Annotated in this window: 13 protein-coding genes and 1 riboswitch; of the genes, 9 read left to right on the top strand and 4 right to left on the bottom strand. The window is 66.0% G+C overall.

What is annotated here, in order from left to right; genetic code table 11:
- Positions 1-31: 31 nt before the first annotated feature.
- Entirely contained in the window at positions 32-559 is a 528-nt protein-coding gene (locus tag R2770_09355; protein MEZ5280669.1) for a DUF4333 domain-containing protein, read from the bottom strand.
- A gap of 88 nt (positions 560-647) precedes the next feature.
- Positions 648-792, top strand: a riboswitch (TPP riboswitch).
- Between the two features lie 15 nt (positions 793-807).
- Here R2770_09355 and R2770_09360 point away from each other — a divergent pair.
- Positions 808-1902, top strand: coding sequence for a thiamine ABC transporter substrate-binding protein (locus R2770_09360; protein ID MEZ5280670.1), 1095 nt, complete (start codon positions 808-810; stop codon positions 1900-1902).
- A 4-nt stretch (positions 1903-1906) separates the two neighbouring features.
- Positions 1907-3556 (top strand): iron ABC transporter permease, encoded by a 1650-nt coding sequence (locus R2770_09365; protein MEZ5280671.1) that lies wholly within the window; start codon positions 1907-1909, stop codon positions 3554-3556.
- Between the two features lie 5 nt (positions 3557-3561).
- On the opposite strand, the gene R2770_09370 is transcribed toward R2770_09365, so the two are convergent.
- Positions 3562-4353, bottom strand: a complete 792-nt coding sequence (locus tag R2770_09370) for a PfkB family carbohydrate kinase (protein MEZ5280672.1) — start codon at positions 4351-4353, stop codon at positions 3562-3564.
- A 24-nt stretch (positions 4354-4377) separates the two neighbouring features.
- Between R2770_09370 and R2770_09375 the strand changes: the two genes are divergently transcribed.
- From R2770_09375 to R2770_09390, 4 genes are read left to right on the top strand one after another with little or no spacing between them, the layout of a single operon-like run.
- Positions 4378-5391, top strand: a complete 1014-nt coding sequence (locus R2770_09375; GenBank protein MEZ5280673.1) for an NAD(+)/NADH kinase — start codon at positions 4378-4380, stop codon at positions 5389-5391.
- Between the two features lie 40 nt (positions 5392-5431).
- Entirely contained in the window at positions 5432-5740 is a 309-nt protein-coding gene (locus R2770_09380; GenBank protein MEZ5280674.1) for a hypothetical protein, read from the top strand.
- On the top strand, positions 5737-6933 hold the full coding sequence (locus R2770_09385; protein MEZ5280675.1) for an aminotransferase class I/II-fold pyridoxal phosphate-dependent enzyme: 1197 nt from the start codon (positions 5737-5739) through the stop codon (positions 6931-6933). Before R2770_09380 ends, R2770_09385 begins: the two co-directional genes overlap by 4 nt.
- A 5-nt stretch (positions 6934-6938) precedes the next feature.
- A complete protein-coding gene (locus tag R2770_09390) occupies positions 6939-7193 on the top strand; it encodes a hypothetical protein (protein MEZ5280676.1) in 255 nt (84 codons plus the stop codon).
- 10 nt (positions 7194-7203) lie between these two features.
- Here the strand turns inward: R2770_09390 and R2770_09395 are convergent, their stop codons facing one another.
- Positions 7204-8625, bottom strand: coding sequence for a M20/M25/M40 family metallo-hydrolase (locus R2770_09395; GenBank protein ID MEZ5280677.1), 1422 nt, complete (start codon positions 8623-8625; stop codon positions 7204-7206).
- A gap of 330 nt (positions 8626-8955) precedes the next feature.
- Positions 8956-9900, bottom strand: coding sequence for a pyridoxal-phosphate dependent enzyme (locus tag R2770_09400; protein ID MEZ5280678.1), 945 nt, complete (start codon positions 9898-9900; stop codon positions 8956-8958).
- A gap of 359 nt (positions 9901-10259) precedes the next feature.
- Here R2770_09400 and R2770_09405 point away from each other — a divergent pair, with 359 nt between their 5' ends.
- The 3 genes from R2770_09405 to R2770_09415 are packed head-to-tail and all read left to right on the top strand — an operon-like array spanning position 10260 to position 13126.
- The gene (locus tag R2770_09405; GenBank protein ID MEZ5280679.1) at positions 10260-11225 is read left to right on the top strand and encodes a hypothetical protein; all 966 of its coding nucleotides are present in this window, start codon (positions 10260-10262) and stop codon (positions 11223-11225) included.
- A gap of 12 nt (positions 11226-11237) precedes the next feature.
- Positions 11238-11984, top strand: coding sequence for a methyltransferase domain-containing protein (locus R2770_09410; GenBank protein ID MEZ5280680.1), 747 nt, complete (start codon positions 11238-11240; stop codon positions 11982-11984).
- Positions 11985-11992: 8 nt separating this feature from the next.
- The gene (locus tag R2770_09415; GenBank protein ID MEZ5280681.1) at positions 11993-13126 is read left to right on the top strand and encodes a glycosyltransferase; all 1134 of its coding nucleotides are present in this window, start codon (positions 11993-11995) and stop codon (positions 13124-13126) included.
- Positions 13127-13132 lie beyond the last annotated feature (6 nt).

Consider the following 13132-nt stretch of genomic DNA (forward strand, 5'->3'; position numbering starts at 1 on the left):
GGTGTCTGCATCGAGTGAGCGGGCGTTCGAATCAGACCGACAACAGCCGCCACGCGTGCGGATGGTCGAGGCCACTGACCGTTATCTCGACGTCGCGCGTCGCAGTGCCCGAACCAACCGCTACGGCGGTGCAGCGGAAGGTCGCGTTGACTGGCTCTATGCGGTACACGGTGGCCTGGTCGTCGCGGCACGAAACCGCTATGTCGGTTCCGAGGCCGAAGGTCAGGTCGGCGGCGACGTCGGCCTCGATCTGGCCGAGGATGACGATTGCATCCATCTGCTCGAACCGGGCTGCACCGTCGGCGTCGATCGAGACCTGGACGCGAAGGCGACCTTCTCCGTCGGTGACGCTGGATGTGCACAGAAACGATGCGTTGGGTTCGACCGCTGCGCCGTCCTCACACTCGATGTCTACCAACTCGACACCGCGCTGGGTCGTGAACACGTCGACCATCTGGGCTTTGAGGTCGTCGAGCTTCGAAGAACCGCCACAAGCCGAGGCGAGCAGGGTGAGCGCGATGAGGGCAAAGGTTGACTCAACCCTCGATCGACGCTTCATGCTTCTGTCCTCACCACGAATTTCAACAGCCAGACAATATGTTTCGGCACACCCCGTGTCGAGTTGAACGACTTGAACTAGCATCATGGCCTGTACCTCGGGGAGCTCGGGTGAGCCGGGCTGAGAGGGCGACCATGTTCTGGTGCACCGTCATCTGGTTCACCGAGCGCCGTCGCCGACCCCTCGAACCTGTCCGGGTAATGCCGGCGTAGGGAACGGCCACACGACTGGCCGGGGAAGGGTCCCTCATGGGAATCAGGCATCTGGCCGCCGCGTTGCTGGCCGGCGGATTCGTCACATTGTCTGCCTGCGGCTCGGTTTCGGGCGACGTCGCCAGCGAGTCGACGGCCGCACCACCACCGGTGCCATCGACCTTGGGCTCGGTGACCCTGGTGACCCACGACTCGTTCTCGCTCAGCGAGGCCGTGCTGGCAGAGTTCACCGACCAGACCGGCTACACGGTGCGCATCCTGGCGCCGGGCGACGCAGGCAGCATGCTGAACCAATCGATACTGACCGCGGGCGATCCTCTGGGAGATGTGATCTTCGGGGTCGACACCACCTTCTTGTCACGGGCGCTACAAGCCGAGGTGACCATCGCCTACGAGTCACCGTTGCTGGACGAGATACCAGATCACCTCGAGCTCGATTCGAGCCATCGGCTGTTGCCCGTAGACGTCGGCGATGTGTGCCTGAACTACGACGTGAGCTGGTTCGAAGACGCCGGGCTGGCGGCTCCGTCATCGCTGGCAGACCTGGCCAAGCCCGACTACGCCGACCTGTTGGTCGTGCAGAACCCGGCGACGTCGTCGCCTGGGCTCGCGTTCTTGCTGGCCACCGTCGCCGAATTCGGGGTTGACGACGAATACGACTGGTTGGACTTCTGGTCGGATCTCCGCTCGAACGGGGTCTCGGTGCAGCCGGGGTGGACCGAGTCTTACACCGTCGAGTTCACGATCGCCGGCGGCGATCGCCCGATAGTGGTGTCGTACGCGACCAGCCCACCCGCCGAGGTGTTCTTCGCCGACCCTCGCCCCGACACTGCCCCCACCGCGGTGGTCGAGGCCAGCTGCTTTCGCCAGCAGGAGTTCGTGGGCATTCTCCGCGGAACCGACAACCTCGAAGGCGCTCGTGCCCTGGTCGACTTCTTGTTGTCGCGGACGGCCCAGGAGGACATCCCCTGGAACATGTTCGTGTTCCCGGTGAACGAAACCGCCCAGGTGCCAGACGAGTTCGTCCAGTACTCGACGGTTCCGACCGACCCTCTGTCGGTGCCGGCCGAACAGATCGAGCAGAACCGCGAGACCTGGATCGAGCAATGGACCGAAACGGTCATCGGCTGAGGCCATGAGAAGCGGACCGGGCGCCCGCCCCACGCTGGGGCGGTTCGGATCGATCGGCGCCATCGCGGTCCCGGCAGTGTTTCTGACGGTGTTCTTCATCTACCCGGTGGCCACGATCACCTGGCGCGGGCTGGCCCCCGACGGCCATCTGGATCTGGGCAAGACGCTGGAGATCCTGTCGAACGATCGGTGGTGGCGCGTCGCTTGGTTCACGACGTGGCAGGCGGTGGTGTCGACCCTGGCCACCCTGGCGTTGGGCATTCCGGTGGCGGGGGTGTTGGCTCGCTACGACGTGCCGGCAAGCCGACTCATCCGCAGCTTGACGACGGTGCCATTCGTGTTGCCCACCATCGTTGTGGCCACCGCCTTCATAGCGGTGTTCGACACCATGGGAGCGGCGGGCGATGCGCTGCGCAACAGCGCCGCGGCCGTGATCATCGCCCACGTCTATTTCAACCTGGCGGTGGTCATTCGGGCCTTGGTCGACCCTTGGTCTCGCCTCGACCGGTCCGAAGAGGAGGCCGCCCGGCTCTTGGGTGCCGGACCGTTCAGGGTGTTGACCACCATCACACTGCCCCGACTGCGGCTGGCCATCGGTGCAGCGTCCGCGATCGTGTTCTTGTTCTCGTTCACGAGCTTCGGCGTCGTGCTGTTCTTGGGCGGCCCGTCCAGATCGACCCTCGAGGTCGAGACCTACATCCAGACCACCTCGTTTCTCCGGCTGGACGTGGCCGCCGTACTTGCATTGACGCAGTTGGCCATCGTGGTTTCGCTGCTGCTGGCGCAACGAGCCCTCACCGGCCGCATGGGCGCCTCGCATCGCCTTGTTCGAGCCAGCGAGCTTCGCCGACCCATCCGCTCGGCACGCGATGTCGCGGTGGTGGCGGGCACAGTCGGTACCACCGTGGTGGTTCTGGTGGTTCCGATGGCGATGTTGGTCTGGAGGTCTCTGCGCCTCGAAGGCCGTTTCACCGTGGACAACTACCGGCGGTTGTGGGATGTATCCGAGGTGATGCTGGCAACCCCGGCCGAGGCCATCTGGAACTCGTTCACCATCGCCGCGGCAGCCATGGTCACTGCGCTGGTCATGGGGACCCTCGCCACGATCGCAGTCTGCTACGGATCGAAGAATTGGGGGCGAGGGCTCGACACTGCCCTGATGCTTCCGCTCGGAACTTCGGCGGCGACCCTGGGCTTCGGATTCCTCGTGGCACTCGACGATCCACCGCTCGACCTTCGCACTTCGGCTGTGTTGGTTCCCATCGCCCACGCGCTGGTGGGGATCCCGTTCGTGATGCGCCTGCTGGTTCCCACGGTCAGGTCCATCGACGCGAGGCTCCACGAGACCGCTGCGTTGCTGGGCCTGTCGCCGGTGCAGACGATATTGCGCGTCGACGCTCCGATCTTGAGGCGCTCGGTGTTGGCAGCAGCAGGATTCGCCTTTGCCGTGTCGTTGGGCGAGTTCGGCGCCACTGCGTTCATCGCCAGGCCCGACCGCCCCACCATCCCCACAGCGATAATGCGCTACCTGGGCCGCCCGGGAGCTTCCAACACCGGCCAGGCGATGGCCATGGCGACCATCTTGATGCTGGTGACCGTGGCCGCGGTTGCCGTCATCGAGAACAACCGGGTGGGCGACGCCGGCGACTTCTGATGTGGTCAGGCCTTCGTGTAGACCACCCAAGGACGGCCGTGTGCCCTGCGCTGCTGGTGCCCCCTCGAGATGGCGTCCGAAGCCACCTCGAGCGCCAGGGCGTATGCGTCGGCGGCATTTGCCCCGGTGGCACCAAAGCCTGCGATAGCCGCCGACAACACATCGCCACTGCCACGGATCGCCTGCACATCGATGCGCCTCGAGCGCACCAGGCCCCGACCGACCTGTCCAGCCACAGCATCGACCACGTGGCCGTCGTCGTTCGACGCTCCGCCTGTGACAACCGCAGACATGGCGCCCATGTCGACGAGCATCTCGGCGGCGGCCAACGCCTCGCGGTTGTTCGACACGCTGGTGCCCGTCAGCAACGAGGCCTCGGCCCGGTTGGGGGTGACGAACCATGCGCCCGGAATCAGGTCTTCGATGTAGACCCGGTCGACCTCGGCGGAAACGATGCGCGCCCCGTCACCCGCGACCAGCACCGGGTCGACGACCACGCTGGGAACTGCGCCGACCACGCGCTTCGCGACCGTGGCAGCCGTGGCACCGGACCACAGCATCCCGAGCTTGGCGGTCTGCGGTTCGAGGTCGGCGATGACGGCTGCCAACTGGGCACCGACCATGTCGACATCGGTGGCGACGGCTCGTTCGAAGCGCTCGGTTGTCTGGCAGGTGTTGACCGTGGCAACCGGTGCCGGATGAACACCCAGCCCACAACAGATCCCGACATCGACGGCCAGGCCGGCCGTTCCGGTCGGGTCGAGTCCACCGATCAGCAGCGTCACTGGCGGTCGCATCGCCGCCGAGCCTACGGTGCAGCGATGCAATCTGACCTGCCAACCGTCGGCGTGATCGCCAATCCGTTGTCCGGGCGTGACGTTCGGCGGGTTGCGGCCCGCGGTGCCATCGCCACCAACCAGGACAAGCGCAACCGGATAGCCCGGGCGGTCATCGGTGCGGTCACCGCCGGAGCGAGGCGCATAGTGGTCATGGACGAGCCGTTCCGTATCGCCTCGGGTGCGATCGCCGACCTGAAACTCGACATCGAGCTGCAAACCTTGGACGTCGGCGCCAAGCTCTCCCCAGACGACACGCTGCGCGCTGCGGTGGCCATGCGTGACATGGGTGTTCAAGTGGTGATCGTCCTGGGCGGCGATGGCACCAACCGAATGATCGCCTCCGTATGGCCCGACGTCACCTTGATGCCGATGTCGACGGGCACCAACAACGTGTTCCCGACCTCGATCGAACCCACCATCGCAGGTGCTGCGGCGGGATTGGTCGCCGCTGGGCGGGTCGACATAGAAACCGTTGCGCCCCGCTCGAAGGTGGTGCGAGTCGATGTCGACGGAGATCCCGACGTGGCCCTCATCGATGCCGTTCACCTCGTGGGCGACTTCGTCGGTAACCGGATGCCCTACGAGCCGTCGTGTATCCGAACCCTGGTGCTGAGCCGCTCTGAACCCGCTGCCATCGGCGTATCGGCGATCGGTGGGCTCGTGAGGCCATGTGCGGGTGACGCCGACGCCGGCGTGGTCGTCGAATGCGGCCCGGGCGGCATGCCGCTTCGGGCGCCGATCGCACCCGGGCTGTACAGAACCGTGCCGGTGATCTCGAGCCGATTCGTCGAGCTGGGCGAAACCGTTCAGATCTCGCCGCCGGGCCTGCTGGCTTACGACGGTGACCGCACCCACAAGATCACGGGCTCCGCAACCGCACGGGTCGTACGCGATGGCCCGCGCGTGGTCGACGTCGAGCGGGCCATGAGCCTGGCAGCCGCCAACGGCGCATTCTCGACCGACGAAGCAGCCAGCGGGGATCAGACGCTGATCTGAACCGGCTCAAGCCTGCGGCCAGGCGGCCGACAAACTCTGCATGGATATCGGGGTTCTGAGCGACCAGCCGGCGATTGCCACCGCCTTTGTGGCTGCCGCGTCGTTGATGGCGCTCGTGTATCGCCGACCAAGGCCGTCGGACAAGACCCAGGTGCTCAAGCGGAGCTGGCAGACGAGGGCTGCGGCCGTATGCCTGGAACGCGCCGCCGAGCTGGCAGCGCAACCGCCCGGCACAGATGCAACGACATCGCCTGCGCTGGACCTGACCGAAGCCCCGGCCACCATCGACCTGGCAGAACCTGCCGTCGATCTTCGCCACCCCGAGCGGCGTGACAGCATGCTCGAGTGACCTCGAAGAACCAGCCACTCCCCAAACGCCAGTCGCAGCGACAGACAAGCCTTCCCGACCGCGCTCGCATCGAGCCGTTCCACGTGATGGAGGTCATGCGTGCTGCCGCCCAGCGAGTGGCCGCCGGCGCCGACGTTGTTCACCTGGAGGTCGGGCAGCCTGGCACAGCGGCCCCTCGAGGTGTCATCGAAGCGGCCCGCACTGCGCTGGAAGACGACGTGCTCGGCTACACGGTGGCACTGGGAGACGACTCGCTCAGAACCTCGATAGCACAGCACTATCAGGACTGGTACGGGGTCGATGTCGACCCGCAGCGTGTCGTGATCACCCAGGGCAGCTCGGGCGCTTTCTCGCTGATCTTCCTGGCGGCGTTCGCTCCGGGCAGCAGGGTGGTGATTCCCGCTCCCGGCTACGCCGCCTACCGCAACATGCTGACGGCCCTGGGAATCGAGCCGGTACTGGTCGAGGTGGGTCCGGCCGACGGATACGTCCTGGGCATCGATCACCTGGAGGCGGCCGGCGACATCGACGGCGTCATCGTGGCCAGCCCCAACAACCCCACCGGCACGATGATCGAGCCCGATGAGCTGGTCGCCATGGCCAACTGGTGCGCCGAACGAGGGGTCCGCTTCGTCAGCGACGAGATCTACCACGGCATCACCTTCGGCAAGCAGGCGCGCACTGCGGCCGACCTCGACGGCGACCCGATAGTGGTCAACAGCTTCTCGAAGTACTTCTCGATGACGGGTTGGCGGTTGGGCTGGACGATCTTGCCGACCGAGCTGGTTACCCCTGTCGAGCGGCTGGCCCAGAACCTGACGATCGCCCCGTCGACCATCGCCCAACTAGCGGCCCGCGCGGCGTTCGGCTGCCACGACGAACTGGGCCGCAACGTCGAGGTCTACCGCCTCAACCGGGCCACGCTGCTGGATGCTCTGCGGAGTATGGGGTTCACCCGTTTGGCTCCGGCCGACGGGGCGTTCTACATCTGGGCCGACGTGTCACATCTGTGCGACGACAGCCAGGAGCTGTGCAAGACGTGGCTCGACGACCTGGGCGTGGCGGTCACGCCGGGGGTCGACTTCGACCCCATCCACGGGCATCGCCACGTGCGGTTCTCTTACGCCGGCACCTCGCGCGACATGAGCGAGGCGATCGATCGCATCGGCGGCTGGCTCGACGTGCAACGATGAACGGCGTGACCGAGACCGCTGCGCCACACAACCCATCGTCCGACCAGCTCGCAGACGACCCGAACTTCGACCCGAATGCCGCTGTCGAGTTCGATTGCCCGCGGTGTGGGCACACGGTTGCCGAGGCGTTCTATGGCCCGTGCACCAGATGTCGCCGTGAGCTTCGCGCTCGGATGGCGGGCGAGCAACGAGAGATAGAAGTCGCCGGCTACGAGCCCAAGATGAACGTGGTGCCCAACCAGATCGCCACGAAGGAATAGGTCAGTCGGTTCAGCTGCGCGACGCGTGGGCGTCGAGGATCTCGGCGACACAGGCCGTCAGGTTCTTGGCCGTGTCGAGGTGCAGGAACTCGTTGGGTCCGTGCGCGTTCGACTCGGGCCCCAACACCCCGGTGATGACGAACTGGGCGCCAGGGAACTTGGCGCCCAGCATGCCCATGAACGGGATCGATCCGCCTTCGCCCTGGAACCCCGCACGGCGGCCGAAGTGTCTTTCCGATGCCTGGTCGAGGGCCTGCGCAAGCCACTCGTCCAGCAGCGGTGCGGCCCAACCCGGGCCGTGCTCGGCATCATCGAACTCGACCGTGGCCGAATAGGGCGGATCCTCGGTAAGGGCGCGCGACACTGCGCGGGCCGCGACCTCGGGATCGACCGTCGGCGGGAGGCGGAACGACAGCTTGGCCGAGGTATGGGGCCGCAGGACGTTGCCGGCGTCGCCGGGCTGCGGGGCGCCACCCAAGCCCACGACGGACAGGGCGGGTCGCCAAGTGCGGTTCAGGATCAACTCGACGATGTCGTCGTCGACGGGCCGGGTCGAGCCCGAGAACGGAAGGGCTCCCACCACCTCGTGGGCCAGCAACGGCGCAGCTTGAGCCGCCTTGGCCACCACGTCGGCGGGTATCTCGGCGTGCAGTTCGGGCAGCTTTATGTGGCCCGTGGCCGAGTCTTCGACGCGTTCGATGAGAGTGCGAAGGATCCGAAACGACGATGGCACCACTCCGCTGGCCGAGCCGCTGTGTAGGCCCTGGTCGGTGACCTGGACGTGCAGGGTTCCGCTGACCAGCCCCCTCAACGATGTGGTGACCCACATAGCGTCGTAGTCGGCGGCGCCACTATCGAGGCACACGACCAGATCCACGTCGCCGAGCCTGTGCGCCAGGTTGTCTACGTGGGCCGCCAGGTCGGGGCTGCCCGATTCCTCGCCGGCTTCGATGAGCACGATGAGCCTGCTGTGCAGACCGCCGGCGCCCACCAGGGCTTCTACTGCGGTGAGGGCCGCAAACATGGCATAACCGTCGTCGGCCCCACCCCTGCCGTACAGGCGGCCATCTTCGATGACGGGTGTCCACGGGCCCTTACCGTCGTCCCAACCCTGCATCTCGGGTTGCTTGTCGAGATGCCCGTACAGCAGCACCGTCTTGTCCGACAGCGCGTCGGGATGTGCGGGGATCTCGCACACTATGACCGGGGTTGCACCCTCGAGCGGGACGACATCCACACTCATTCCCTCGATGTTGCGGGCCGACGCCCAACGGGCGAACATCTCGACGACCTGGTCCATGTGACCGTGCTCGGCCCAGGCGGGATCGAACGCCTGGCTCAGGTTGGGCACCTCGATGTAGTCGCACAAGGTCGGCACGACGTCCTGGGCCCAGACGGAATCGATGTAGGCGGTGAGGTCTTGGCTTCTCATCTCGGCGCTCTCGGCTAGACGAAGGGTTCACGAGAAATAGGAAACCCCGAGCCACTTCATCCTGGCGTGACCTTCACAGGTGACGGTTCGGATGCCGCAGTCGGACGGGCCGCGGGGCTCGGGGTTCCGGTGGTCCGGGTTGGAGTCGCCACCTGGACCCGACCAGAGGTCGGATCGGAGACAACCCACGTGGCGGGTGCCTCAGCGCCCGGCCACCTCCAAGGTCCTAGAGTCTGAATGCATGTAGGGACCACCTCCTTTCTCTGGTTCCGCGATGCTGACACACAAAACTCGCCGATGCGAGTCGGTTTGTGGTCGGGGCCAGGGCGGTCAGCCCACCCAGCTGCGATATTTGTCGGTGAACAGTGCCGGCGAGCCCCCGGTTGCCACGAACACGATGTGCCGATCCTCGATCTGGCCCTGATCGGCCAGGCTCATCAGCCCGCCGAATGCCTTGCCCGAGTACACCGGATCGAGCAAGACCCCGGCGTGTCGCAGGACCAAGCCGATCGCCTCGCGAGTCAGGTCGGTACGCGCCCCATAACCCCGGCCCACAAAACCCTGCGCGACCCGTGGCACGCCCACCGGTTCGGGGCGCCCGGCCAGAGCTGCGGTGTCGGAAGCCAGCTTGGCGACCTTTGCGGCAACGCCCGAGACGGCGCCGACGTCTACGGCAAGAACCCTGTCGTGGTCTGCGAACCCCGCTACCAGCCCGGCATGGGTGCCGCCGGACCCCTCGGCGTGCACCACCAGGCTGTCGGGTGGCGCCTGCTGCCCTATCTCGTCGGCGGCTTCGACATAGCCGAGGCACCCAACCGGGCTAGACCCGCCCAGAGGCACCAGGTACCGGTCTGGCGCCTCAGCGGCCACCTCGGCAATGGCCTGCTCGAGGTCGTCGGAATAGCCGTCGCCGGTGAACACCAGGTCTGCGCCCGCAATTCGATCGAGCACGAGGTTTCCCTCGGGCACCTGCGGCTCGGCGCCACCCAACACGGCCACACAACGCAGGCCGTTCATCGCCGCGGCCACCGCCGTCATGCGCACGTGGTTGCTCTGAGCAGCGCCCCCGGTGACCAGTGTCGTGGCGCCCGCCGCGATCGCGTCGGCACACAAGTACTCGAGCTTGCGAGCCTTGTTACCCCCACCGGCGATGGCCGTGAGGTCGTCTCGTTTGATGAACAGCCGGCCCGGCTCGAGGCCGATCGCCTTTGCCAGCGCATCGCAACGCTGCAACGGGGTTGGAAGTCCGGCGAATCGCAAGGGTTCGACTGTCATGGGCCGACGCTACCCGGCGACCAGAGCGCGTCCCTCGATCGGATTCACATCACTTTCGCGAACCGCCCGGCGGTCGACGAGTCGAACGAGGAGGAGGCGCCCGAACGGGCTCCGGAGGGGTCTATACAGATGAATTCGAATCAACAGGCGACCGGCTGATGGGACGCTGCTACGACTTCGGGGTGTCAATCGACCCCAGTTCGGAACGGGCCATGGTCGTTGCACCAGAGGGCGGGCGCTGCGTCTGCCCGTCGAGCGGTGCAGTTTGCGTCGGCCGCTTTGCCGGTTGCTCACAGATCCTCTCCCAACCGGGGAGGGTTCCGCCGAACGCCCCGGCATGGGCACTGGACCCAGCGCCCGTGGCCGTGCGGGCTGAACCACAACGGATTCCGGCCGCGGTCGGAGCGGCCGTCGGTGCCGGGGCCTCAGCCCACTTTGGTCGCACCGATCACTTCGACCTCAAACCGGAGGCCGACCTCGAGATCGCACCAATCCCTAGCCGGTACGCCGCCGTACCCGCCAACGATCGGCCGGTCGACGTGAACGGTTCACGCCCGGTTTCGGTCGACGACTTGGCCGAGGCGGTTGTACACCTTCGCGAGTCGATGGCTCAGAACACCCCCGTGGTCGAACAGATCGCTGACCTGCTCGCCGAGCAGGAGGCGTTGCGGAGATCGTTCGGACGTGTGGACGAAGCCCTGGATCGCATGTCGCGGCTCGAGTCCGCCGTCGACAGGCTCACCTCGACCGTCCAGTCGTTTCGAGACGACATCGAAGAACAAGCGGGCACCCCCGACCAGCTCACGCGAGTACAGGCCTCGATAGAGCGCCTCACCAAGGCGGTGATCGAGGGCAACGAACAACGCACGCGACCTCAACAGGTGTCGCCGCTGGCGTTCGAGACGCTGCAGGAGACCGTCGACAACACGGCCACGATGTCGATCGCCATGCGAAACGAGCTCGTCGAATTGGTCGATGCGCAGGCCCGGGAAACACATGCCCTTCGTAGGCAGCTCACCGAGTTGATGAGACGCACCGTCGAGTCGACAGACCGCATTGCGCAACCGATGCCAGATACCGACGACATCGCCAGGCAGATCGCGTCACTGAGCGACGACGTCGCGCGGCTGCACACGGGTTCCGAACTGGTCACAGCTACCGAGCTGGCTGCCACGATCAACACCCTGCGAGGAGCAGGGATAGAGGACATCTCGGCCGCCCACCTGGTGCACTCGTTCCAGGTGGACGTCCGCGAGCTGCGCAACGAAATCGCAGATCTGAAGGGGCAGTTGGCAGCCGTCGGTGCGGCCGAACCCAACGGCTGAAGGAGCTGAGCGATGACAACCTCGGTCGGGTACCCAATCGACACCGGCTGGCCTACCTGGACCAGGTTCGCGCTCTGCGAGGCAGACTTCGACCGTGCCATCAGGCGACTCGAACCCCAGCGCCCGTTCGACCGTTGGGTCACGAATCTCAAGCATCGGGTGCTCAGTGGCACTGGGTTCCCTCCGCTGGATCGGGCCAAGCGGTGGGACGAAGCCAACGTCGTCGAGTTGCTGAGCTATTGGGACAGGAACCTCTCGATGCTCGACTGCGGTGCGTACAACTCGCCCGCACCGTGGGCTGCCTCGCGTGTGGGCGTGCGAAGGGTGGCAGGCATCGATCTCAACCCGAGGGTGCCGATGTCGCCCAGGTCGGCCCATGTGACCTACTCGTGCCAGAACATGATGGCCACCGCCTACCACGACCACACCTTCGACCTGATCGTGGCCGGTTCGGTCGTCGAGCACGGAGTCGACTGGAACCGGTGGTTGGCGGAATGCCGCCGGATAGTCAAGCCCGGCGGGCTCGTGTATGTGTCGACCGACTTGGTCGCCGAACACGCCCGCACGGAAGGTCTGACCGCATTCGGGCTCCCCTGGACGCCCCTGAGGCCCAGCGAAATCGCACCCATGGCGGACGTATTCGCACTCAACGGCTTCTTCGTGGAAGCCGTTGATCCGCCGAAGTTGCCCCAAACCCTTCCGGTCGAGTTCCTGGGCGTAGGAATCGGGTTCGTGGCCTTTGCGGCCCGCGCCGTTTGAGGTCGCCCGTGCGCATCACTCTGGTAACCGCACACTTTCCTCCCCGGCTCTCGGGACACGCAGACTTCAGCGGCCTGCTGGCCCACGCTCTGGCAGAGCGCGGTCTCGACGTCAACGTGGTTGTGCTGGGCCAAGACCAGGTGGTCGAATTTGGCGACTGCGCGGTGAAGTCGGGTCCGCTTCCGCGGGGCCTGCGCTCGCTTCGGGGCGCTGTCGACAGCATCGAGAGCACCAGCCCTGATGTGGTGCTGCTTCAGTTCGAGGCCCACGCGTTTGATCTCAGATGGGCGCCACACCTGCTGCCGGCCGCGCTGCGCCGCCGGGGCCATCGGGTTGTGATGACGTATCACGAGCTGTGGAAGCCGGGGCGCTTCGGTGCCCTACCCAAGGCAATACTGCTCAACTCGGCTCACCGGGTGATCACGTTCAGCCACTGGCATGCTGCCGGCGTTCGACGGTTCCGTCGCTTCGGCACTCCACCAGACATCGTCGCTTGCGGTTCCAACATCGTGAAACCCGTCGTCTCCGACCGGCGCCTGCTGCGAGCGCGATACGGCATTGAGGCTTCGACGGTGCTGTTCACTTTCTTCGGTTTCGTGATGCGCGAGCATCGGGTGCTCGAGCTGCTGGAGGCACTGGCCGCCGTGCGCACCACAGGGATAGACGCTCGTCTGCAGGTGATCGGCAGGTTCGATCCCACGATCGACGGCTATCACCAGCAGCTGGTGGCTAAAGCCAGGCAGCTCGGCCTGGGCGAAGCCGTGACCTGGCATGGGCGAGTCGAGGACGACCAGGCGGTGGCCCGGCTGATCGCCATCAGCGACGCAGGTGTGTTGCCGTACGACACTGGCGTTGGCGAGAACAATGGCGCCTTTTCGGCATTCGCACACCACGGGATCGCCACGGTGACCACGCGAGGCGAGCGCTCTGGGCTGATGGAGGAGCTGGAGGTTGCCGTGTTCACGACCCCAGACGTCGGCGGGCTGACCGAAGCCATGTTGTGCGTTGCACGAGACGACCAACAACGCGAGCTGGTGGCCAAGCGGGCCGCCGACTGGGCACAGAGACGGTCTTGGGACGTCGTGGGCCAGGCCTACGAGCGGCTGCTGACATCAGACCCCGCCCCATTGGAGGTGTTGTGAACCCTG

Source organism: Acidimicrobiales bacterium (assembly GCA_041394185.1).
GTDB lineage: Bacteria > Actinomycetota > Acidimicrobiia > Acidimicrobiales > Poriferisodalaceae > JAAETH01.

Bases quoted from the DNA above. Each gene is read 5' to 3' on its own strand.
- R2770_09355 (MEZ5280669.1), bottom strand. From the start codon at position 559: ATGAAGCGTCGATCGAGGGTTGAGTCAACCTTTGCCCTCATCGCGCTC.
- R2770_09360 (MEZ5280670.1), top strand. From the start codon at position 808: ATGGGAATCAGGCATCTGGCCGCCGCGTTGCTGGCCGGCGGATTCGTC.
- R2770_09365 (MEZ5280671.1), top strand. From the start codon at position 1,907: ATGAGAAGCGGACCGGGCGCCCGCCCCACGCTGGGGCGGTTCGGATCG.
- R2770_09370 (MEZ5280672.1), bottom strand. From the start codon at position 4,353: ATGCGACCGCCAGTGACGCTGCTGATCGGTGGACTCGACCCGACCGGA.
- R2770_09375 (MEZ5280673.1), top strand. From the start codon at position 4,378: ATGCAATCTGACCTGCCAACCGTCGGCGTGATCGCCAATCCGTTGTCC.
- R2770_09380 (MEZ5280674.1), top strand. From the start codon at position 5,432: ATGGATATCGGGGTTCTGAGCGACCAGCCGGCGATTGCCACCGCCTTT.
- R2770_09395 (MEZ5280677.1), bottom strand. From the start codon at position 8,625: ATGAGAAGCCAAGACCTCACCGCCTACATCGATTCCGTCTGGGCCCAG.
- R2770_09400 (MEZ5280678.1), bottom strand. From the start codon at position 9,900: ATGACAGTCGAACCCTTGCGATTCGCCGGACTTCCAACCCCGTTGCAG.
- R2770_09410 (MEZ5280680.1), top strand. From the start codon at position 11,238: ATGACAACCTCGGTCGGGTACCCAATCGACACCGGCTGGCCTACCTGG.